Below are 22568 nucleotides of genomic sequence, written 5' to 3'. Positions count from 1 at the left end.
TCACAACAAGCGTTACCATTCTATTTTCATCGACAGATATTTATGGGCAAGCCGTTTCCTGCACATTCGCCGTTAATGTCGGGCGAACACGTCTAAGAGGCATATCTGTAACATAAGTCGCCACTTGCTCTGCGCACCAGGTAGCAGCTTGTTTTTTATCTGCCATAGGCGTATCACTCGTAAAGCAACTAGCTAGTTCCTCATCACGGTTAGCTGGGAAGACAGATGAACTCGTTGAAGTAACCTGACAAGTAATATACTCAGGCTGCTCGTCCGCTGGAGCGAATACTTCAACATTATCCGAATAACTATTTTGAATCCCCTCTTCAGAAGTGACCATTAACTGTACTGTATATATACCAGCATCATAAAATGTAAACGTCGGATTAGCTGAACTCGATACGCCTAAGCTATCAAAATCCCATGCATAAGTAGTAATAGGACTGGTTTCATTTGCAGCGTCAGCGGTAAAGTTAACCGTTAGATTTGGTGACTCAGCTAATGCATCCGACGTAAAACTCACAGTGGGTGTTGTTGGCTCTATAGCAGGGTCATAAGCAGTCACCTCTTTACTATTACTTGCTGTCGCACCATCACTGCCTGTTACATCCAGTCTCACCGTATAAGTGCCACCAACGGCATAAATATGTGAAGGTGAAGCAAGTGCAGACGATGCGCCATCACCAAAATCCCATAAGTAATTGCTAATACTGCCATTATCAACGCTGGTTAAATCAGTAAACGTGACTTCTAAGTCGTTAACAACCGAGCTAAAATCAGCCTGTGGATTAACAGGATCAATCACATTATCCGTGACAGTAACCTGATAACTCATGCTCGCAGCTTTATTACCCAGTTCAGACGTAACATCCAAGGTAACCTCATAATCGCCCGAGACGGAATAAGTGTGCGATGGTGAAGCAAGTGCCGATGTATTGCCAGGGTCTACATCACCAAAATCCCAACTGTAACTAGCAATCGAATCATTTTTAACTTCCGAGTTATCAGTAAACGTCACCGTTAAACCGTCTGGGTTATAAGTAAAATCAGCCGTTGGGATACCGGGGATTTTAGCAACAGTAACGTCATGCGTAATACTTGCGTTACCGCCATCTTCAGTCGTCACCGTAAGTAGCACGCTGTAGGTGTCAGCCGTTGCATAGGTATAAACAGGGTTTACAGCAAAGCTAATTGCCGAATCATCACCAAAATCCCACTGATAACCGTCTATCGGGCTATCAACACTTGCAGATGTACTAGTAAAAGTAACTTTTAGATCGTCTTTCTCTGTAGAGAAATCAGCAGTGATGACCGGAGAAGTCTGCTCTTCAGCATCGTCAGAGTCGCCAAAACAGCCCGATAATGCGCCAAGTGTCATGACGAGTAATAATTTTTTCATTATTCAATTTCCTCGATAGTAACAAATGCCGGACAATCAACTTCTTCATCAAAGCCTGCGGCAACGATAGTCACTTGAGCATTAGAGGAACACGGTATAATGAAATTACTGTCAACAAGCTGGACATCTATCCCATTTAGATCGAGATCCCCAGATTCATTAATGTTCATATCAACAACACTATTCGTTGCATTAATAACGCCGAGTACATTTTTATCATAACTTGCGGTTGTGACTTGAAGCTGTGCGATAGCAATCGTGCTCGCACTCATCAATGCCATTGCAAGAAGTAACTTCTTCAACATAATAAATATCCTTATTTAATTTTACGATGACTTGTTTCATTTGGATGATGAACAATCCTTATTCATCCGTAGCAAAGACTAACACTTACAATAAAAACAAAAGTGCTAACGACTATCCGACAGTATGAGAAGAGTAAAAGAAGAAGTATGAGAGATGTTATTTGGGGATGAAATAGGCGTAGTGACAACAAGGCGTCACTAAAAAACAGCATCAAACTAAAGTCGTAACACTGCTATGTTCGATATTGATATAACAAGGTGAAAAACGTGAACCGTCGCGTTAAATAAAATCGCTATGCCAGCGTAAGTACTAACATAACGACATAAATAGAATTATTACTTCAATTTTTATTGCACCCAGTATTAGCTATTGATTTGACGTACTTGCTGTAAGTACTTCAACCAACCTTTCGCACTTGCAGAGGGAGCAAGATGCTGCGCTAATTTAGCATGGCTGATCGCGCGATCAAATTGTTCAAGTTTATAATAAGCACGCACTTTCGCTAACTCGATTGCAGCCTGGTCTTTCTTGCTTTTATCTTGCTTAATTTGCTGATGATTCAATTCAAGCAGTGCTGATTCATATTGACCCTGCTGTAACAGCAGTTGTGCCAGCGGCCAGCGATATTCAGCAGTATTATTTTTTGCCAAGCGAATGACATCACGCCACGCATTAATCGCGAGATCCCACTCTTTTGCCATCTGCCAATATTGCGCTTGTTCAGCGAATAGCTTTTCTCGCTCATTATTATCAGTTGAATCTTGCGCTAACAGACCTAACTCGCGCGCAGCTTGCTCAGGAATACCTTGTTGTGCGTACAACTGCGCTAGAGTGCGACGCTCTGCCGTACTTAATTCAAGTCCTTGACGCTGCGCTAAGATCAACGTGGTTAAAGCTGCTTGTGGTTGTGATACACGTAGTTGCAAACCTGCAAGCTGCTGCCACCACAGTAACTTATCCGGTTCCACAGCAATGATACGGTCTAATGTATCAATCGCAGCAGGCCAACGTTGCAGTTGTGATTGCGCGGTTAACTGTAAATTTAGCGCTTGAACCTGATCACCTTGTGTATTTAATTTTTCGTATGAACTCACCGCACTGAGTACCTGATCCCACTCACGGAGCTGATAGTGAGTTTGCGCGATACGTAACCACAGTTCTGTAAACTCTGTGACCTTGATATCCGATTTATTTTGCTTACGTTTAGCGCCGTTCTCATTGCCTGCAGCGACCTTACCGAGCACACCATCACTCAACACATACTCATTAACTAATACATAATAATGCGGCAAAGCCCGTCTATACTTCTGCTCACTCAGCAATATATCCGCAATCATGCGCTGCGTCACCCAAGTCTGCTTTGTCGGTAGTAACTGACTCTCAACCGCCAAAGACAAATATTTCACCGCTTGTTGCGTATTTTCTTGCTGCCAATGAAAAATACCTAACACACGTTGCACAAAGGCTTTATCGTATGCTTGACGAGGGCTTAACTCTGTTAATAACTCAATGGCATCACTGTAACGCTCTTCTTGCTGCAGCGCTTGTGCCGCTTGAATTTTACCCGCAATAAACTGCGTTAGCTGAGGCGGGTTAGCATAAGCTGATGATGCGTACAAACACATGAAAGCGAACAGCAAGGTACTTTTTAGTTTGCTTACATTCGCTTTATAAATCGTTAAAGAATGAATCATCGCTCTAATTTAAACTCCAAGGTTACCGTCTGGTTGACTTGCATTATTGCTTTCCCCTCTTCCAATTTGGGTTGGTACTTCCATTTTCTTAACGCTTTTACTGCCGACCTTTCAAATAAACGTCTTGGTTTTGCATCCATCACTTTGATATTAATCGGGCGACCAAGTGTGTCGATATTAAATGACATCTTCACCCAACCTTGTGCGCCTTGCTTCATTGCTCTCGATGGGTAACGCGGCTCAACACGATACAAAGGCATCGCTTGTTGATTCGCACTAAACTCACCAATCGCAGGTAAGCCAACTTCAACACCGATCCCCGCCATATCAATACCAAGTACAGGCATATCCGGTAATGCTAATGATTTAGTCTCAGCATTCGCGACAGGAACACTGTCTGTTGGTGGCGGCGCATTTTTAGGTTGCTCTGGCAATGCGCGTTGGCGACGGTTAACATCACGCTCTTGATCGACCATAACAATATCAAACGCTTGCGCAGTAGACTCTTCAGGTTTACCAGCCTGGCCGTTATCAACCATCCATGCCATTAGTGTAAATAAACCCAAGGTCATGGCAAAAGCCAGCGGGATAGCCAATAAAAAACGTAACATTACGACTTCTCCGCAGCCAACGCGATACCATTCACACCAGCGCCATTGGCGGCATCCATCACTTTAACAACCGTGCCATTAAAGGCATGCTCATCCGCTTGGATCACTAAAGAAGCATCCGGTTGAGAAAGTAATAAATGCTCTAACGTGGCTTGAACACGCTCGACATCCACCATGCGTTTATCAATATAAATATCATTGTTTGCAGTTATCGCAATAAAGATACCCGCGCCAGCTTGGCTAACCACATTGCTTGCCTGAGGACGGTTAACTTCAACACCAGATTCACGCACAAATGAACTCGTGACAATAAAAAAGATCAGCATGATAAAAACGATATCTAACATCGAAGTCATATCAATTTGCGCATCTTCACGAGCGGCTGAACGACGGTTAAATCTCATACATATTCCTTATTCATAGAAGGTCTCAATAATTTTTCTAATCTGCTATAACGTCTGTCACAAGATTTAGTCAACCTCGCATGTGCAAACATACCCGCTAGCGCTGCTACCATGCCAGCCATCGTTGGCAACGTCGCTAATGAGATCCCCGCTGCCATTAACTTCGGTTCACTGCTACCTAACGTTGCCATAACATCAAACACACTGATCATACCGGTCACCGTACCTAACAACCCCAGCATAGGACAAACTGCCACCAGCACTTTCAAAAAATTAAGGTTCTGTTGCAGAGCTTGCTTTGCCTGTAATAACCAACCCGCACGAATCGCTTGAGCATGCCATGAGCCCTGTTCTTCACGTGCAGCCCAACGCGTTAATAACGCCCGTTGCAGTGCCGGAAAATAACCGTACAAGAACAACAAACGCTCCATAACACAAAGCCAGCACAGCATAACAACAGCAGCAAGCCAATAGAGTATCGGCCCCCCCTGCGTCATGAAATGGTTGACGCTTGCGAACCAATCTATCAAAGTAAGATCAAACTGCATCCGTTAGCCTGCTTGTTGAGTTAGAGTGTTAGCCTGAGTCTGAGCTTTATCATAACCAACAGTCTCAGTAGTTGAAACGGCGACAATAGCTAATTTCTCAGCTTCTTCAGCTACTAAGCTAATGCCCTGTTTCTCTAACGTATCGCGAATATTATCCGCTTGTGTCGTTAACATATTATGCGCCAGTAATAATGGCATTGCCGCCACTAAACCTAATACCGTCGTGATCAGAGCCATTGAAATACCACCTGCCATCACTTTTGGATCGCCATTACCAAACTGCGTGATCACTTGGAATGTTTCAATCATACCAGTTACAGTACCAAGCAAACCGAGCATCGGCGCAAGTGCCGCAAGTAGTTTCAACATAGAGAGGCCTTTCTCTAAACCTTGCTGTTCATCAACCACGACTTCCATTAAACGTAACTCTAACGCTTCAGTATTCTGGTGCAATGCCGATTTAACGTTACTGTCCACGTACACTTTTAAGATACGCCCTAATGGGTTGTTACCTATCACGCTAGGGTCGGCTAGCTGCTGTTTAATTTGACGGCGGATAAAGACTAACTTCAGGCCTTGCACAATCGCGATAAACAAACCAACAATCAGTAATGAAATAATCACATAACCGACAGTGCCGCCATTTTGTAGACGGTCTTTTAACGTTGGCGTATTTTCTAATTGCGCTAACATCACACCACGAGATGGGTCAAGTACGAGGATATTTCCAGTCGTGTCAGGCGTTGCTAAGTTAGCAGCTGTAGGACCATTCTCAGGTTGCTTTAGGTAAGCTGTTGCCGTTTGCTTCTCGCCATTCCAAGCTAAATAACCTTGTTCATCAACAATCCCCATACTGCCTAAGCGCACGACGGGTTTAGTGGCTAATTGCCCGCCACCATCAATCACGGCTACATTAACGGTTTTAATCTCACCGCTGGCTTTAATTTGTTCTGCTAACCCTGACCATAAGCCCGTTAACTGCATCATTGATGGTAATGTTTTAGCGGCAACAATATCTGCAATAACGGGGGCAAAGGTCGCGCTGTCGATAGCCGTGACAGCAGTATTAACTTCACTGCTTAGTTGTTTAGCGGATTGACGTACAACACCAAATAATTCACCTAAACTGCCGGTTTCTAAACGTAAACGTGTTTCTTGTTTCGCAAGCTGCTCTTCATTTTCAGTAAACTGCAGGCTTAACACTTCAGTTTCATTTTGCAGTTGGCGCTGCGTTGCTAATAGCACCTTACGTTGCTGTTTAATTTGTTGCTCAGTTAACTTAAAACCGGCTTCACGTTGCTTTAACGCTTTTGTAAGCTCTTTGTTATCTTGTTTAGTATCGTTAAGTAATTGTTTACTTACCGCCTGTGCAGTGTTGTTTTCTGCCACAGCCGCATTTGCAACTAGCGAGTGTGAGCTAATAGCAAGAGTACTTAATACCAATGCATGCGTTAAAAATACTTTAGCTTTATTGAAAAGGGCTTTGTTCATCGGGAATAGCTGATTCATTGCAATAGACGGTTTCATTGGGCATTACCTACACGTTGCGCAGTTGTCACAGGAAGAGAAATTAAGCTTGGCGCAATTTGTTTATTGGCCATTTTAAAGGCTTTGTCGATAGCGTCAGTCTGCTCTGTAATGACGATCCACTCCTTGCCTTGGTCGTGCCACTGCCAATAGGTTTGGCTATCTAAACTACGCGCCACAAAAGCAATACGCCCTAGATGTAATAGGTCGACAGTAATAGGGCTCGCTGCTGAAGCAAGCATAACTTCACTTTGATACACACCTAACTTAGTGCCGTAATCAATTTCGATTTGGTACGCTTCTAATATGCGGCGATATTTTTCTGCATCGCTCACATCAGCCTGACCCATCATGGTATTTAATTTTTCTAATCGTGCTAGGCGTTGCTCTTTCTTGATTGGCTTGCCGGTATTGATGATGTCATCTAAACCCGCTAACATTTTGTACATCAATGGCACTATGCCTTGACGAGTGGATTTAATCCCTTGTAATTGTTCTTCTAACGAGTTTAATTCTTGGTTTTGATTGTTCACTAATTTAGCTAGGTGATCACGATATACAGCTAAGTTATCAACCTCTTCCTGTAGTCGTTCAATTTCTGCTTGCATGCTTAAAGTACGATCTGCACTGTTATCAATTTTATGCTGACTGCTGGCCGCCGTATTATTCATTTTTTGAGTCAGAGCTTGTGCGCTATCAATTGCTTGTGCGCTGTTCGCCGACACTAAAGGACTAAAGGTAGCACTACTTAATGCAGCCACCAGAACGAGAGAGTAAGTTTTATTTTTAAGCATAATTAATCTACATTCGAGTTAAAATTTAAAAAGGAATAAAACCACAAAAAGCAACAACCGACATCTAGGGATCCAAGAGTCGATTGCTGCTGTTTATGAAGGTTTAGCTATTTAGCTTGAGCGTGTATTTACTTAGCATATAGTCACTTAGAATATAGCCGCTCAGCATATAGTCACCTGTATTTTTAGTAACGTAATTGGATTGAAGCCATGTAGTTACGACCTTCACCAATGATAGTTTTACTTTGGCTACCACCGGCTAGGTAATCTGTATCAAACAAGTTTTCAATGTTGAAACGTAATACTAGGTCCATGTCTTTATCGTAATTAATAGTGTGGGCAATACCGGTATCAAAACGTGTGTAAGCGTCTTTTTTGTATTCATTCTTCTCATCACCGAAACGTTCACCAACATAAATAGCACCTAAGTTCACATCTGTGTTGTTCGCAAACGAGTAACGGCTCCAAACACTTGCGGAGAATTCAGGTACATCAGCAGGACGGTTACCGTCAATAGCAGGGTCAAATTCGTCATGAATAGTTGCATCTAAATAAGTCATTGAACCGCTTAGTGAAACAGCTTCAGTTACATAACCCATAGCGCTAAATTCTGCACCACGATGCACTTGTTTACCCGCTTGTGTTGTTTCAGTTTCGTTCAGATTACCCGGATTATTACCAGTATTTTGAGAGATAACGATGTTCTCTTGAGTAATATCGAAGATTGCACCGGATACAAACAGTTGGTTATCCATTAATTCCCATTTAGAACCAAGCTCATATAATCTGCCTTTAACAGGATCTAGTTCCATGCCGTGATTAATATCATCAGTGTCATTAATCGCATCTTTTGGCTCAAAACTTTCAGAGTAAGTCGCATAGATAGAACCATTCGATTTCGGATGATAAATCAGACCTAACTTCGGTAATAGATTGTTGTAAGTATCTTTATCATTAACTTCACGATCAAAACGTAAACCAGCAAGCACTTGCCATTGGTCGTTAACCGTTACCATATCTTGAACATAAAGACCGTAAGAATCACGCTCTGTTAGACTGGTACTTGCTTTAGAGTAATTAATATCTTTTTCAAGTGGCTCGCCAATAGTACCAGTGGTTGAATTGCCGCTATAACTCACTTTTGAATAGTAATAACCTAACCAGTTAGCACCTACTAATGTTTGATGCTGCATACCTAGCGCATCGAATTCACCAACAAAATCAATGAATGCTGTGTTAAATACCCAATGATCACGGCGGTCAAAGCCTTTGTAAGTTACAGTGCCATTACCATTAGCAATATAACTTCCAGCTGTAGTGCCACTTTCGACATCATTACGTCTGAAATCTTGATTGTTATAACCGATTTTAAGATCCCAGTTGTCAGATAATTGCGCTGCAATATCAAAACCAGCATTCTCAACATCATTTTCAATCGTTGACCACTGTGCATCCCAAATTAATTCATCGCCGCCAACTGGTTTACCTGTATCAAGATCAATATAAGCACCAGAATCAACACTACCGTTATCATTAGTTTTGTCGTAATGAACTGATAGCGTTACTTTGTCATTTAAATCGTAATCAACAAATAGACCACCAACGAAACGTTCTGTCGACGGTGTACTACCATCAGCATATGTACGCCATGAATCGTAGCTTTGCTTTGATACAACAGCACGTGCACGTAATGTTTGCGCATCATTTAATGAACCACTTACATCCACAGTCGTACGAGAGTCATTGTTAGAGCCTAAATCTTGGCTGATATTAACTTGCGTTTCGTAAGTTGGTTTTTTCGCAACCATATTTACTAGGCCACCAGGTGCTGACTTACCGTAAAGTAGGCCTGCAGGACCTTTCAATACTTCAACACGCTCTAGCAGTTCAATCGGTTGACGGTAATGAGACCAATGTTGCTTACCATCACGCAGGAAACCACTGCTGCTTTCTAAATCAAAACCACGTAATTTGAATGATTCACGGTTACGGCTTACACCACCAGCAGAAATACTTGAGTCATTCTTCAGTACGTTACCTAATGTGCTTGCTCTTTGCTCATCAATTAGCTGTTCATCAATAACAGTGACTTGCCCTGGAGTTTCAAGCTGTGTTGCTTCAACACGCATTGCAGTACTATTTGTATCAACTTTAAAACCATAGTCACGACCGACAACTTCCATGTGCTCATCTGTTTCTACCGTTTCAGTAGAGTAAGCACCTGGCGCTGCAAGTACCGTCGCAATTACGACAGCTAATCGAGTTTTACAAAACATATTCCGTTATCTCCGATTCATTTTTTCATTAATTTAATTTTCACGCCTACTTGAGTAGGTCGACTTGATGAACAGGATTCTAATTGATAATCATTACCATTTGCATGAAATTTACATTCTTTGCATTTGAGTACTGTGTAAACTTGAATAGAATAGATGGATTGGTGCTTTATTGTTCGCCACTGCATACTAAAACGGCTTGTTTCAATATGAAATAAGCCGTTTTTATAAACCCTATGTAAAACCCGAGACGTAAATACCAATTATGGAATAGAAAAACGTAATTTAACCGTGACGCCATTATTTACATTAAGTTCCGCAACGGCTTCGCCACGCATGATCACCATCGCCTCCTTTACAATCGCTAGCCCAAGTCCGTATCCACCAGCTTGTTTAGTCCTTGCTTGCTCAATACGCACAAAGGGGTCGAAGACACGCTCTAATTGCTGTGCGGGAATACCAACGCCATCATCTGCAATAATCACTTCCACAAATTCAGCTTGCTGCCTTACCGCTAACTCAATCCGCGCATGCTCACCCGCATACTTAATGGCATTCTCTAGCACATTTTTAATGGCTCTTAGGCATAAGCGGTTATCCGCAAGCACCATCGCGGTTCCATTATCCAACGCTACAACTAATGACTGCTGTGGTTTAAGATCCAGCTCAATTTGCATGACCAAGATCTGACACAAGGACTCCAGTTGTGTTGGCACGAGTTTCACAGAAACATTCTCATGGCCTAAACGACTAAACTCCAATATCTCGCTGACCAAATTATTCATTTCTGTAGATTCATTGTCGAGCTTATCGAGTAATCCGCTAACATCCTCAGGACAACGTTTACGTAACAGATGTAAAAGCAAACTGTGTCTCGCAAGCGGCGTTCTCAGTTCATGTGATACATCAGTGATCAATTTTTTCTGTTTGCCGATTAAGGTATTAATATGCTCAGCCATATCATCGAGATCTTGTGCTAGCTGGTTAAACTCGGTGACACTCTTTCCGACTTGCTGAGAGGCGCGAATACTAAAGTCCCCTTCGGCGAGGCTCCGACTTGCTGCCTGTAAGCGGTGTAAGGGGTATTGTAAGTTTCGAGCAAGTAACAGTGAAAATATGGCCAGCAATATACTGGTGATCACAAATTGAATTGCAGCAAAATAATAAGGGAAATAATGTGCAGGATGTAGCTTATCGGAAAACTGAACCACTAACTGATAACCAGGACGTAGCGGTAATGCGATGACGGGCTTGTTGACTTTATTTTCTAAGATGGTGTCCAGTGGACGAATAAAGCGTAGCTTAAATTTAAAGTGCGGATGCATAACCCGCGTACTCACCGCTTCAAAATTATCAGTAAGGACAAACAAGTAACTCGATTGCGCACTTTCCCACTCTGCAAGCTGAGTGCGATCGAGGTTACCCTCTGCATCTTTACGATCAAGTAACTTGTTCGCTTGTTCAGCAAGATCTAACATTTCAACTTTAACGTTGCTCGGCAGGTGTAACATGACCCGCACTAACGCCATCTCGGCAATACTTTGTAAGCTCAGGATCAGCACCAGGGTAATAGCAAAGTAGCTGAATAAACGAAACGCCAGTCCTTGGCGATCACCTAAAAAAAACAATTGCTTCGCCTTTTTTACATCCATTAGGTTCATACTGCCATACTACCTACATGTTCAAAAAAGCTATAACCTTTACCACGTACCGTTTTAATGTGTAATTTAGATAAGCCTGATTGCACCATTTTACGACGAATATTACTAATGTGCATATCGAGGTTACGATCAAATGGGCATAAGTCTTTTTTCAATACTTGTTTTTGTAGTTCACCTTTAGATACCACAACTTCATGTCGTGAAACCAGGTATTCAAGTAATTCAGCCTCTGTGCCAGTCAATGCCAAACGGGATAGTTGCGTCAAAATAGAACTTTCATTACCTAACTCATTACCTAAGTTCTGTCTTTGCTTTTCTAAACCAACGCGCCGTAGCATTACTTGAATACGCGTTAGCAGCTCAACCACATTATAAGGCTTCGCGATATATTGGTCTGCGCCTGCCTGCAAGCAATCTAGCATAGCCGTTTCATCAGCTAACGCCGTTAACATGAGGATTGGCGTCGCAAAACGCTGACAAATACGTCTCGCAACTTGTAAGCCATTAATATTCGGCAGCATCACATCAAGCAAAACCAGATCAACAGGTTTCGCCTGCATATAGTTAAGCGCACTTTCACCACAATGCACGCTATGCACTTCATAGCCATCTTCTATTAACACTTCGGTTAATAACTCACATAATTGAACATCATCATCGACAATGAGAATTTGGGACACAGCCAAAACACCTTAATAGAAATAATTCGTATTAGTATTTTAATGAAGTTCTGTGTTTAGTTCAACAAGCAATATACATGGCTTGATTAAGATCAATAATTAATCCCAATCTTCGGCTACAAACTGAATCATTAGTTCATCATTCTGATACATATTTAAGAACGGCCACTGCACTTTAATGGCATTCACTTCACCAAGAGTTTGCTGTAGCTTTTGTTCAACAGCGTTACCATTAGGATCCGCACACGCCATTAAGGTTGAACCAATAGGTCCTAGCTTTAATAACGAATTGCTTACTTGCTCATCTTCAAATAGGTGCAGTACTTGCCCAAAGAAATTATTACAGCCCGAGAACCCTGATAAACGGTTACCAGCAATGGTAATATTCGCAGGTTGCTCTAACATCAGCGGATTAACTTCACCTAAGCCTGTTAGCTGCTTTAAATTCCATCTTCTATTTTCAGTTAACATGGTATTCGGTACATAATAACTTTGTTTTTTATCCACTTCAGTAAGCAGCTTATACGATAAACTTGAAGCATCAGCCGCGGGATTCGCCACTTCTGTCGTTTCTACCGATAATTTATAAAACGAACCTGGTGCATACTCAAAACCAGCAATATCATTATAAAAATACTGCCACTCTGTGGTTTTTCCATCAACGACTTTGTTCACGACCAAGCACTGCATAGGTACGATACCTTGACAGGCAACACGTTCAGGCGCTACCCAATAGGTTTCTGTTTTCCCGACGGCAGTGTTGGCGCTATCACTATCAGACCCAGCTCCATCCAGGTTTCCACTTGTACAACCAATCAGTAAGCCGCTTAACATGCCCGTTAATAATAAAGATGCTGGCAATTTAAATTTCATATTAATAAACCTTTTTTTGTTTTCCACTAAACTTAATAAGAAAATAACAACATGGACCAGACCTTTGCTGAGCAGACAACACGCTTTTGACAAAGTACTAAGGATTGTTATGCTGCTACGATTACGTTCATTTATAAAACTGTGTGTATTTTGTTATTTGTACAGTATGGCATCGTATGGCTATAGTAGTTCAGTTATTAATAGCTCAGTTATTAATACTAACGATTCAACAAATAATACGAGCAAGCCAGTCATAAACGTCGGAAGTTATCACTGCCCGCCTTTTGTGATGAGCCAACACCCAAATGGTCAGCCCCAACCCACTAGTTCAGGATTAAGCATTCTATTATGGCAGCGCATCGCCAATAGCCTTGATTTGCAATACCAGATAAAAAATTATGCCTTACAAGATTTACTCGATGAGATTGAAGCGGGTAATATTGAAGTCGGTATATCCTGCATATCCATCACCCCAGAACGTGAGTTAGTCATGGACTTCTCGCACTCCTTTTATGAAACGCACCTGGCCATTGCAGTCAAAGAAAAAAGTTACCTCAGCTCGTTCATCGATTTAATCACCAACAGAACTCTGCTGATCATATTAACTATTATAGTACTGCTCGCTGGTATTATTGGCGGGATATTTTATAAACTCGAGCATCACATTAACGATAAACTTTATTCAATGCCATCAAAGCGAGGGCAATGGTTAGAAGCCTTCATTTTAGGATTATTATTTATCACTAAAGGACCCTTTAACTATTTTGAATTTAAAACGTTAACTGGGCGTGTTCTCACCGTATTACTAGGCATCAGCTCAACACTGTTTATTGCCAGCGTGACAGCAATCCTTGCCAGTACCTTCACTTTAGGTTTGATGAACAGCGACATTAAAGGCCCATACGATCTTATTCATCTTAATGTTGGCGCAAAAGTATCAACCACATCGTCTATTTATTTAACCAATTTAGGCATAGTGCACCAGACATTTAGCAATATCGATGACATGCTAACAGCCCTAAATAACGGTGACATAGATGCCATCGTCAATGATAACGCGATATTAAAATACAAGCTTAAACTGGCGAAACAAGAAGGACGTTACCAGCGCCTATCGGTATTACCTTATCAGTTTGAAAAACAAAATTATGGCTTAGCGATTAAAGACAGCAGCCCCTACACAGAGCAATTAAATCGAGCGCTGCTTAATGTACGTCAAAGTCCAGAGTGGCAACAAGCCCTTAATCAATACTTTGCCGAATATTAATTAATAGTACTAACTAAGAATACCAATGAAAAATATTACATAAAGAGTACGAAATTAAGTATTAATGATACCGTTATCACACTTTATTATCGTACTGCTTGTGCAGCCCTCGCCTCCCTAAAATACAAGATGACAAGCGCTTACATTCGCTTACATTTAATCGACAAAGCTAACTGGACTTAGTGTATGTTTATAATGATAATGCCGCGCTACAGACTATCCCCAGTCATTTTCCGATATATACAATGGACATATAATGAAAAAACTTATTCTTCCTGTACTTGCTGCAACCCTCATTTCAGGTTGTGGTAGCGTTGCGCTCATGACCAAAACCAGCGAGCTAAAAGCACAGCCAGAAATGTTAATCAAAACAGATGGTGATTTTTGGGGTTTAGGCCAAGAAGGCAGCTTTGATATCGCAGGGAAATATACTGGTAAATACGATCGCAGTTCGTCTGGTTCGACTTGGTTTAACACCATCAGCACAACTGAGGGTGACATGGTTGCAGAGATCACCCGTACTGATAATGGCAAGACATGGATATTAGTGTGTAGCGGTGGTGGTACAAGCGTTAATTTCAACGGTTTATCATTCGGTGGCAACAACCCATACCGTTGTAATATTAGCGTTGATAACAATGCCGTTGGTGAATATGAAATGAAACCATCAAGCGCAGCAATTTCACTTGATGTAGCAAAATATGAATCGGGTATTGTCCGTATCAACAACGAACACTTGAATGTAAAATCGGTGCATAAATCAGATGATTTGTTCATGACCGTTGAAAAGCCACTTGGCTATGTTTTTGAACAAGGCACACAAAGCATTGCCGCAGTACAAACCAATGGTTTACTAAGCTTACAAACGCTACCTGATTTATCAGCAGACAAACAAGACTTGATCGCAGTGGGTTCTATCGCAAGTGCACTAAGCTGGCGTCCAGAATAAACCATATCTTCGTCATTATGTGATGATGTCGAATGAACATAAAAGTTAACGTGAACGTTGACATAAAGGGCTGTTATCAACAGCCCTCTTCTTCAGTTGCAATAACCTCATCGATTTCCGTGATTATGACCAGCGCTATTACCACCGTTAGTCTGTTAGATTATTCAGTAATGCTTCACAACTCGCTTTCATCATCAGCAGTTCTTCTTTTGGTAAACCAGCCTGACAAAACATATTCATCGGTACCGCTTTAGCCTGTGCTTTTAATGCCATACCAGCATCTGTTAAACACAATATACGTGCACGTTCGTCTTCTTTACTGCGTTCACGGCGTATAAGTCCTTTTAATTCTAACCGCTTTAGCAAGGGCGTTAACGTGCCTGAATCAAGGTGTAGCTGCTCACCTAATACTTTGACGCTGATTTCATCTTGCTGCCAAAAAACTAACATCGTTAGGTATTGTGGATAAGTGAGATCAAGCGCTTTCAACATTGGGCGATACGCACGTACCATTGCATTTGTCGCGCTGTATAAAGCAAAACAAACCTGATTATCTAAGTGTAACATCGTCTCTTCATTCAATTCTGACATCAGGGTAACCTCTCTTAATTGCCTTGCGCACAATATACTTAACTTTTTATAAATGTCGATAGATTTAAACCTAAGTAAATAAATAGCACATAATCCCTAAACAAATAGCACGGGCTGCCGATAAGATCTTAAGTAACTCTATGCGCATGCTTTGGCTATAAAAAATAACTATATAATTAGTAAAGAAAATACATCATCATTATTGACATTACGGCCTAATTATTGCTTAACCGTATACAGCGGATAAAAAATTGCCGCTATAAATTATAAACGACTCGAATAAGGCAGACTCAAGCTATGTTTAATTTTTTCAACTCTAATAAAGTCCCTCTTGGACAAGTTCTTATTTCAGAAACAGACTTAGCTGCACTGCAAAGTAAAGCCAGCATTTTAGAGCAATTACAGAATAGTGGCGCACTATCTATTGCTCAAGAAATTACCCAAAATGCACAAAAGGTAAATACATCTTCAGCAAACCGTTTAGGTAATATTGAAAGAAACTTTGATTTAGTTCAAGGGTTTATGGAGCAATCAAAGGGCATTGAAAGCCTATCGAATGATTCTTTCAGTTCAGCACAAAGTACAGCAAGCATCTCTCAGACCGGTATTCAGCAACTTGAAGAATTAACTGGCAACATTACTGATTCTGCACGATTTATTGCCGAGTTCACTATTTTGCTAGCCAACTTAGACGATAACAATAAGAACATTGGTCAATTAGTTGACTCAATCAAAGGCATTGCAGATCAAACTAACCTATTAGCACTAAATGCGGCAATTGAAGCGGCACGTGCGGGTGAGCATGGCCGTGGTTTTGCCGTCGTAGCCGATGAAGTACGCGCGCTAGCAAATACTGCAAATCAATCAGCGGATCAAATCCAAGGTGAAATGAAAAAAATCATGGATATCTCCGCTGCCATTATCAATAAGCAAAAACAAGTCACCAATATTATTGATGACAGTGTTGATATCGCGACAGTAACGATGAAAAGCTTACAAGAACTAGTATCACAAGCTAATTCAAGCTCAAGCCTAGTTGAACAAACGATCAGTCAAGTTCAGCAGCAGCTAAGCCATTCAAATACTATCCAAACTGGTATGGATGCGTTGATCTCAGATACTCGTGAAGCACTAACCGGTTCATCAAACAACGTACAGTTAGGCGAGCAACTGGTTACTAAGCTACGTTTTTAATGTGAATGATTTTACTCAACAGGTATTTGCTTTTGTCTATCAAGTACCTGTCGGTAAGGTTGCCACTTATGGTGATATAGCTAAGTTAGCAGGCATGCCAAGTCACGCGCGTCAGGTTGGTAAAATACTGAGTAACTTACCAGCCGATACGAAATTACCTTGGTATCGCATTGTGAATAGCCAGGGTAAAATATCCCTGCAAGGTGAACGGGGGGATTATCAACGGCAACAACTTGCTGCTGAAGGTATTCTACTCTCTGCACACGGGTCAATTTCGCTAAGAACCTACAGAATAGTAACGAGCTAGATGGTTTAACTAACCTTGAGTAAAACTGGCTAATGCTCGATATTCCAGCGCGCTAATCTCTAATGCATCAACCTGCGCAGAATCAGGTCCCTCCCTTAACCATAAAATCAACTTATCTCGGTCAACCTTGTCACCAAATACCTGCACTTCGACATCACCATTGTTTAGATTGATAGCGTGTCCAGTCAGACCAAGCTGCAGTGCTTGTTGTACCGTAGCATAACGAAAACCGACCATTTGTACCCTACCATGTACTATGATCTGATTACCTTCTTGTAACATAACCCCATATCCTTCACTAAACCTTATCAACTATTAACCAGTATATGACTACATCTGCGATTTAGGCCACGTTGATTTATTCAACAAGCTGATTAGGTTCACAAAAACACGTTTAATGTAAATCCCAGATATAAAAAAGCCCGTGAAACAGTGTTAACTGTCGTTCACGGGCTTATACCGTCAGTATTATCTACTCACGTAACGCAAGCAAGCAAGCAAGCAAGCAAATTAACGTAAATCGTCAACCACAGCTAGCATAGCTACCAATGATGCTTCACCAAGCTTAATAGAGCGCTCTGGTGACCAACCCATGATAGGATCAGACAAGTTATCATTGTCTTTAAATGGCATTTCCATTGTATTTGCTAGGCAATCAAACTCTTCAGCCACCCAGTTAGTCGCAACAGTCATGTTTGCAGTACCAGGTGCATCAACTTCATAACCAATTTCAGCTTGGAAGTCAGCACTTGCTAGTAAGAATACTTCAGAAAAACGATCACGTAATTTAGCTAATCTGTCGTTATAACTTGGTGTACCTTGAGAGCCCGCTAAGAATACAAACGGTAGTGCTTCATCGCCATGTACATCATAGAATAAATCAACGCCAGTTTCTTTCATCTTATTGATGGTATGGAATACTTCAGGGCTTTTTTCTAGGCTTGGGTTTAACCATTCACGGTTAAGGTTTACACCAAGTGCATTCGTACGCAGATGACCACGTGCGCTGCCATCTGGGTTCATATTTGGTACGATATAGAAGTTAGCTTTGTCTAATAATGCTTTACCCGTTGGGTTGTCACTATCAAGTAAGCTATGCATTAGGCCATCAACTAACCATTCAGCCATTGTTTCACCTGGGTGCTGACGTGCAGTGATCCAGATATTACGTTTACCTTCAGCGCCATCACCTATTTTAACAAGCGTTAAATCACGCTTATCAATCGTTTCACCAAGGTGTTCTAAGCTTACTAATGGGTGCATTTGCACTGCCGCTAGTAAGTCTTGATGACGTTCATAGCTATACGGGGCGAAGTAAGCAATTTGCATTGACTCACAATCCATATCGGCAATGATCGTTAATTTACCTTCTTTATAGAAAGTCGGAATACGGAACCAGTGCTGGCGATCATACGATGCTACTGCTTGGTAATTTTCCCAACCTTCTAGATAAGCCGCTTCACCAGCATTAAGAATATTCAGTGTATATTGCTCACCGACTACACCTTCAACACGGAAGTTAAACCATTGGAAAAACTCTTCACCTACGTCCGGGCGGATCGCAAGTTGAACATCATTTTTGTCATCTAAATTAATAACTTCAATATTACCAGCATCAAAATTGGCGGTGATCCGCATACGACTTCCTTAATTTACTTTTAAAATTAACTTAAGCATAAACGATCCCAGTGTAACTGTGTAGAGTGGATCCTGATTAATAACACTAAATACCTTATTTAATTTCCATGTTTTAACAAAAATCAGCACAAAAGAACTCCTATTTGCACTGCGTTAACCATAATCGACCAGGATAAATAACACCGTTCGCCCTGCCGAAACATAGCCGATAACAGAAATGGCTTCCGTGACAGCAACAGTTACTGCTTTTACAGGCTCCACCACTACCCCCTTAGTTATATTTTATAGCTATTATTAATCATCCGCTAGCATTAAAAGAACGGTCGTGCTAAAAATGTTTTTCATTGATACAAACAAGCCCAAGAGATAGTCATGAGTAAAGGCCGTATAACACGCGAACATATCCTCAATATAGCCTTCACTATCGCTAGTGAAACGGGGCTAGAGAGTTTAACGATTGGTGTGCTTGCCAAATCCTGTGGCATGTCTAAAAGTGGCTTATTCTCGCATTTTAATTCCAAAGAAAACCTGCAAGTCGCAGTGATCGAATACGCCGGTGAATGCTTTAATGAACGGGTGATTATTGCGGTTAGACGTGAGCAGCATAGCGATGTTAGTACACGCTTACAATCACTCCTACATCACTGGTTAGACTGGAATCACTCATTTCAAGGCAGTTGCATGTTTATGGACGCTTGGAAAGAAAGTAATTGTAGCCAAGATATTCTGCAGCAAACATTACGTAAGCAACTGCACACGTGGATCAGTTATTTAGAAATACAAATTAGTAAAGGCCAACAAAGTGGTTTATTTCGTGAAGACTTAATTCCCAGACAAGCCGTGTTTCAATTTTACGGCTTGTATTTAAGTAGTCACCTGTTCCATTCCATTGAACTTGAAAATGATGAACGCACACTATTTTGGCAAGGCGTCAAGCAGCTATATAAGCAGTGGCAATAACACTTCGCCACCGTAATGACGACTAGAAATAATAACGAATGGGCGGCAACGCCTTTAAAATACAATATAAATAGCACGACCGTTCGATTAAAGGGTGTTATTTTAGGAGTTTACCATGAGCAGTAACATTTATTTTAATACCCGTGGCAAGTTTACTATACGTCGTAGCATGATCAATATCGGCACACGATTACATCACAGTATCGCACCGAAGCACGCACTGAAAACAGCGCGTAACTTATTACTTACGCCAGTACGTAGTACGTCAAACAGCGATGATCCAGAAGGGCTATTACGCTCGACCCATTTGACCTCTGAAGGTCGTTTAAATACGTACCAAATGGGTAATGGTCCAGTTTGGATCTTAAGTCATGGCTGGTCTGGTAGTGCAAGCCAATTCTTTCCATTAATGGAGCACATCGCTGCACAAGGCTTTACAGCGCTAGCTTATGATCACCCAGCTCACGGACAGAGCGAAGGTCGTCATGCTCACCTACCCGCTTTTGTACAAGCTTTTGATGAGTTGATTGATAACGTCGATGATGTGGCAGGTATTATTGCCCACAGTATGGGGTCTGCATCCGTACTGGAAAGCCGTCACCCCAAAGTAGACTCCCTGCCATTATTATTAATTGCACCGGTACTTAATTACGTTGATAACTTATATGAAATGGTGGGTAAATCAGGTTATTCAATGAAACTATTCGGCGCTATGATCACGCATATTGAAGATAAGTATGAATACAGTTTAGATACAATAAACCCGTATCAAAAACTAATATCTCGCCAACATGCGACAACGATCGTTCATGATAAACGTGATAGATTTGCCGATTTCACCACGTCAGAATCAGCAGCGAATACAACCAGCAATATCAATTTAATTGCGACAAAAGGTCAAGGTCATGGACGTGTAATCAAGTGTGACTCAACCATGGCGGCTTTCGATAGCTTAATTTAATTGATAATTTAGTCGACCGATTAACTTAGTTAATGGCTTAATTTTGTCGACGCTTTAGTTAAAACAATAGCAAAACATCGCGCTTCAGCAGGGGTTCAAACTACTAAAGCGCTGATGAACTTCACTCAACCTGTCTTGTATTAATGGATAAAACTGTGGTCATCCATTTCTTTTCTCGCTTTACGTGAGTCACGTCGTGAACGCTGCTCTTGCTTACGTATTTCAATACCTACCTCATTATCATCATCAAATCTAAAGACTGGTTTTTTTTTAAATTTAAGATCTAATTTAGCCACTGCATTTTCCTTAATATGAAGGTGTTGATGCACTACACCAGATACAAATACTACACCTTCTCAGGCAAAAACATAAATCGATCTTTTCATCGTCATTAGCAAATTTTTTTGTTGTACAAGTCGTAAAAACTAAACGATTATCTGCAAAAAATGATGAGGTCAATAAAATGAGAAATATGGGTGTATTCTTAGACGAATTACATTTTCCTGCTGGCTTTAACGCCAATAATAGTTTCAGTTCCGAAGAAACGACCATGCTAGAAAGCTATGGTTTAACCATGCGTCAATTACAAGAAGGTAGCTTGCTGCCACTCACTGCCGCGGAATACTATTTCTTGGCGGAATTAGATGGTGAGGTCCCGATCACTTCGCACTTTTCTCGATGCTGGCGTAAATACAACAGCAAAATCACGCGTTTCGATGACAACTCGACCAGGCGAGCGAAATCCAAACGTGCAACGACGGCACGTGATGATTCAGATCTAACAGTAAACATTGAAGAAGAAAATAACGACGATGATGATGAATACGGAAATTTAGAGTTCGATTTGTGACAGGAAACGCTACGTAAATAGTAATATCCACCCTAATTATGGCAGTGGATATTACCTATAGTAGCGACTCACGATTAATAATAGCTAATCGCTATGCATAACGAGCAACCTTATATTTATTTCAATTACTTATCACACTTTTTCTACTCTCTCTGCTATACCCTTTTCTACACTATCTTCGATATAAGTAATGATCAACTTAGCAATATTAATATCGGTAGCATGCTCAATACCTTCCAGCCCAGGTGATGAATTAACCTCCATGATCAATGGACCACGCTCAGAACGTAACAAATCAACACCCGCTACTTTCAACCCCATCGCTTGTGTTGCTGCTATCGCGGTGTCACGCTCTTCAGGAGTGATATCAATCTGGCAAGCATGACCACCGCGATGCAGGTTCGATCTAAATTCGCCTTCTGGTGCCTGACGTTTCATCGCTGCAACAACTTCATCACCAATCACAAAACAGCGAATATCAGCGCCTTTCGATTCCTTGATATACTCTTGCACAAGTATGTTCGCTTTCATGCCCATAAACGCCTCTAACACACTCTCAGCAGCTTGACTGGTTTCTGCCAGTACCACACCAATTCCCTGCGTACCTTCCAATAGTTTAATCACTAAAGGCGCACCGCCCACCAAACTGATCACATCAGGGATATCTGTTGGTGAATTAGCAAATCCAGTCACTGGCATGCCTATATTTCTTTGGCTTAGCAACTGCAGCGATTGTAATTTATCTCGTGAACGCGTAATCGCTAATGATGGGTTTATCGTAAACACCCCCATCATTTCAAACTGGCGCAATACCGCACAACCATAAAAACTAACGTCCGTACCAATACGGGGGATCACCGCATCAAACCCTTCTAAACTTTTACCATCAAAGTGAATAGAAGGTTTGGTGTCGTTAATATTCATATAACAACGTAATACATCAATCACCACAGGCTCATGCCCATGCTCGAAACAAGTTTCCACAATACGGCGTGTTGAGTATAACGTTGGGCCTTGCGATAAAACGGCTATTTTCATTCTACTTTCTCTAATTTAACTTTTAATAACACTTAATAAT

Annotated in this window: 24 protein-coding genes; 7 read left to right on the top strand and 17 right to left on the bottom strand. The window is 41.3% G+C overall.

Annotated features, from left to right (window positions below; translation table 11 throughout):
• Positions 1-40: 40 nt before the first annotated feature.
• The 12 genes from JFU56_RS07275 to JFU56_RS07220 form a co-directional block, all read right to left on the bottom strand.
• Positions 41-1399 carry a PKD domain-containing protein gene (locus JFU56_RS07275; protein WP_198436629.1) on the bottom strand — a complete coding sequence of 453 codons (1359 nt, stop codon included), beginning with the start codon at positions 1397-1399 and terminating at the stop codon, positions 41-43.
• Positions 1399-1704: a hypothetical protein gene (locus tag JFU56_RS07270; RefSeq protein ID WP_198436628.1), complete on the bottom strand. Its 306-nt coding sequence runs from the start codon at positions 1702-1704 to the stop codon at positions 1399-1401. Before JFU56_RS07270 ends, JFU56_RS07275 begins: the two co-directional genes overlap by 1 nt.
• A gap of 363 nt (positions 1705-2067) precedes the next feature.
• Positions 2068-3399: a lipopolysaccharide assembly protein LapB gene (locus JFU56_RS07265; RefSeq protein WP_198436627.1), complete on the bottom strand. Its 1332-nt coding sequence runs from the start codon at positions 3397-3399 to the stop codon at positions 2068-2070.
• Positions 3396-4010, bottom strand: coding sequence for an energy transducer TonB (locus JFU56_RS07260; protein WP_198436626.1), 615 nt, complete (start codon positions 4008-4010; stop codon positions 3396-3398). The genes JFU56_RS07265 and JFU56_RS07260 overlap by 4 nt, the downstream gene beginning before the upstream one ends.
• The gene (locus tag JFU56_RS07255) at positions 4010-4414 is read right to left on the bottom strand and encodes a biopolymer transporter ExbD (protein WP_198436625.1); all 405 of its coding nucleotides are present in this window, start codon (positions 4412-4414) and stop codon (positions 4010-4012) included. The genes JFU56_RS07260 and JFU56_RS07255 overlap by 1 nt, the downstream gene beginning before the upstream one ends.
• Entirely contained in the window at positions 4411-4962 is a 552-nt protein-coding gene (locus JFU56_RS07250; RefSeq protein ID WP_198436624.1) for a MotA/TolQ/ExbB proton channel family protein, read from the bottom strand. The genes JFU56_RS07255 and JFU56_RS07250 overlap by 4 nt, the downstream gene beginning before the upstream one ends.
• A gap of 3 nt (positions 4963-4965) precedes the next feature.
• Positions 4966-6489, bottom strand: coding sequence for a MotA/TolQ/ExbB proton channel family protein (locus tag JFU56_RS07245; RefSeq protein WP_198436623.1), 1524 nt, complete (start codon positions 6487-6489; stop codon positions 4966-4968).
• Complete coding sequence (locus JFU56_RS07240; RefSeq protein WP_198436622.1) at positions 6486-7283, bottom strand: DUF3450 domain-containing protein; 798 nt, start codon at positions 7281-7283, stop codon at positions 6486-6488. Before JFU56_RS07240 ends, JFU56_RS07245 begins: the two co-directional genes overlap by 4 nt.
• Before the next feature lie 185 nt (positions 7284-7468).
• The gene (locus JFU56_RS07235; RefSeq protein ID WP_198436621.1) at positions 7469-9559 is read right to left on the bottom strand and encodes a TonB-dependent siderophore receptor; all 2091 of its coding nucleotides are present in this window, start codon (positions 9557-9559) and stop codon (positions 7469-7471) included.
• Between the two features lie 263 nt (positions 9560-9822).
• Positions 9823-11211 carry an ATP-binding protein gene (locus tag JFU56_RS07230; protein ID WP_242065902.1) on the bottom strand — a complete coding sequence of 463 codons (1389 nt, stop codon included), beginning with the start codon at positions 11209-11211 and terminating at the stop codon, positions 9823-9825.
• Positions 11212-11216: 5 nt separating this feature from the next.
• Positions 11217-11900 (bottom strand): response regulator transcription factor, encoded by a 684-nt coding sequence (locus JFU56_RS07225; RefSeq protein WP_198436619.1) that lies wholly within the window; start codon positions 11898-11900, stop codon positions 11217-11219.
• 99 nt (positions 11901-11999) lie between these two features.
• Positions 12000-12773: a DUF4377 domain-containing protein gene (locus JFU56_RS07220; protein WP_198436618.1), complete on the bottom strand. Its 774-nt coding sequence runs from the start codon at positions 12771-12773 to the stop codon at positions 12000-12002.
• 109 nt (positions 12774-12882) lie between these two features.
• On the opposite strand from JFU56_RS07220, the gene JFU56_RS07215 reads away from it, so the two are divergent.
• On the top strand, positions 12883-14040 hold the full coding sequence (locus JFU56_RS07215) for a transporter substrate-binding domain-containing protein (protein WP_198436617.1): 1158 nt from the start codon (positions 12883-12885) through the stop codon (positions 14038-14040).
• 256 nt (positions 14041-14296) lie between these two features.
• Positions 14297-14989, top strand: coding sequence for a hypothetical protein (locus JFU56_RS07210; protein ID WP_198436616.1), 693 nt, complete (start codon positions 14297-14299; stop codon positions 14987-14989).
• Between the two features lie 147 nt (positions 14990-15136).
• On the opposite strand, the gene JFU56_RS07205 is transcribed toward JFU56_RS07210, so the two are convergent.
• Complete coding sequence (locus JFU56_RS07205) at positions 15137-15580, bottom strand: MarR family winged helix-turn-helix transcriptional regulator (protein WP_198436615.1); 444 nt, start codon at positions 15578-15580, stop codon at positions 15137-15139.
• 297 nt (positions 15581-15877) lie between these two features.
• On the opposite strand from JFU56_RS07205, the gene JFU56_RS07200 reads away from it, so the two are divergent.
• Together JFU56_RS07200 and JFU56_RS07195 are read left to right on the top strand one after the other, a co-directional pair.
• Positions 15878-16774 carry a methyl-accepting chemotaxis protein gene (locus tag JFU56_RS07200; RefSeq protein WP_198436614.1) on the top strand — a complete coding sequence of 299 codons (897 nt, stop codon included), beginning with the start codon at positions 15878-15880 and terminating at the stop codon, positions 16772-16774.
• Between the two features lies 1 nt (position 16775).
• Complete coding sequence (locus JFU56_RS07195) at positions 16776-17081, top strand: MGMT family protein (RefSeq protein ID WP_198436613.1); 306 nt, start codon at positions 16776-16778, stop codon at positions 17079-17081.
• Positions 17082-17090: 9 nt separating this feature from the next.
• Here JFU56_RS07195 and JFU56_RS07190 read toward each other — a convergent pair whose 3' ends face one another.
• Together JFU56_RS07190 and JFU56_RS07185 are read right to left on the bottom strand one after the other, a co-directional pair.
• Positions 17091-17363, bottom strand: a complete 273-nt coding sequence (locus tag JFU56_RS07190; RefSeq protein WP_198436612.1) for an acylphosphatase — start codon at positions 17361-17363, stop codon at positions 17091-17093.
• Positions 17364-17591: 228 nt separating this feature from the next.
• On the bottom strand, positions 17592-18719 hold the full coding sequence (locus JFU56_RS07185) for a M14-type cytosolic carboxypeptidase (RefSeq protein WP_198436611.1): 1128 nt from the start codon (positions 18717-18719) through the stop codon (positions 17592-17594).
• Between the two features lie 372 nt (positions 18720-19091).
• Here JFU56_RS07185 and JFU56_RS07180 point away from each other — a divergent pair, with 372 nt between their 5' ends.
• Both JFU56_RS07180 and JFU56_RS07175 read left to right on the top strand, forming a co-directional pair.
• Entirely contained in the window at positions 19092-19679 is a 588-nt protein-coding gene (locus JFU56_RS07180; protein WP_198436610.1) for a TetR/AcrR family transcriptional regulator, read from the top strand.
• 115 nt (positions 19680-19794) lie between these two features.
• Positions 19795-20640, top strand: a complete 846-nt coding sequence (locus JFU56_RS07175; RefSeq protein ID WP_198436609.1) for an alpha/beta hydrolase — start codon at positions 19795-19797, stop codon at positions 20638-20640.
• Positions 20641-20780: 140 nt separating this feature from the next.
• Here JFU56_RS07175 and JFU56_RS07170 read toward each other — a convergent pair whose 3' ends face one another.
• Entirely contained in the window at positions 20781-20936 is a 156-nt protein-coding gene (locus tag JFU56_RS07170) for a hypothetical protein (RefSeq protein WP_198436608.1), read from the bottom strand.
• A 167-nt stretch (positions 20937-21103) separates the two neighbouring features.
• Here JFU56_RS07170 and maoP point away from each other — a divergent pair, with 167 nt between their 5' ends.
• Positions 21104-21490 carry a DUF413 domain-containing protein gene (gene maoP / locus JFU56_RS07165; protein ID WP_198436607.1) on the top strand — a complete coding sequence of 129 codons (387 nt, stop codon included), beginning with the start codon at positions 21104-21106 and terminating at the stop codon, positions 21488-21490.
• Positions 21491-21622: 132 nt separating this feature from the next.
• Here maoP and rimK read toward each other — a convergent pair whose 3' ends face one another.
• Positions 21623-22528 (bottom strand): 30S ribosomal protein S6--L-glutamate ligase, encoded by a 906-nt coding sequence (gene rimK / locus JFU56_RS07160; RefSeq protein ID WP_198436606.1) that lies wholly within the window; start codon positions 22526-22528, stop codon positions 21623-21625.
• Between the last annotated feature and the right edge of the window lie 40 nt (positions 22529-22568).

It is taken from the genome of Moritella sp. F3 (assembly GCF_015082335.1).
Lineage (GTDB): Bacteria > Pseudomonadota > Gammaproteobacteria > Enterobacterales > Moritellaceae > Moritella.
This window is presented reverse-complemented; position numbering and strand designations above follow the sequence as displayed.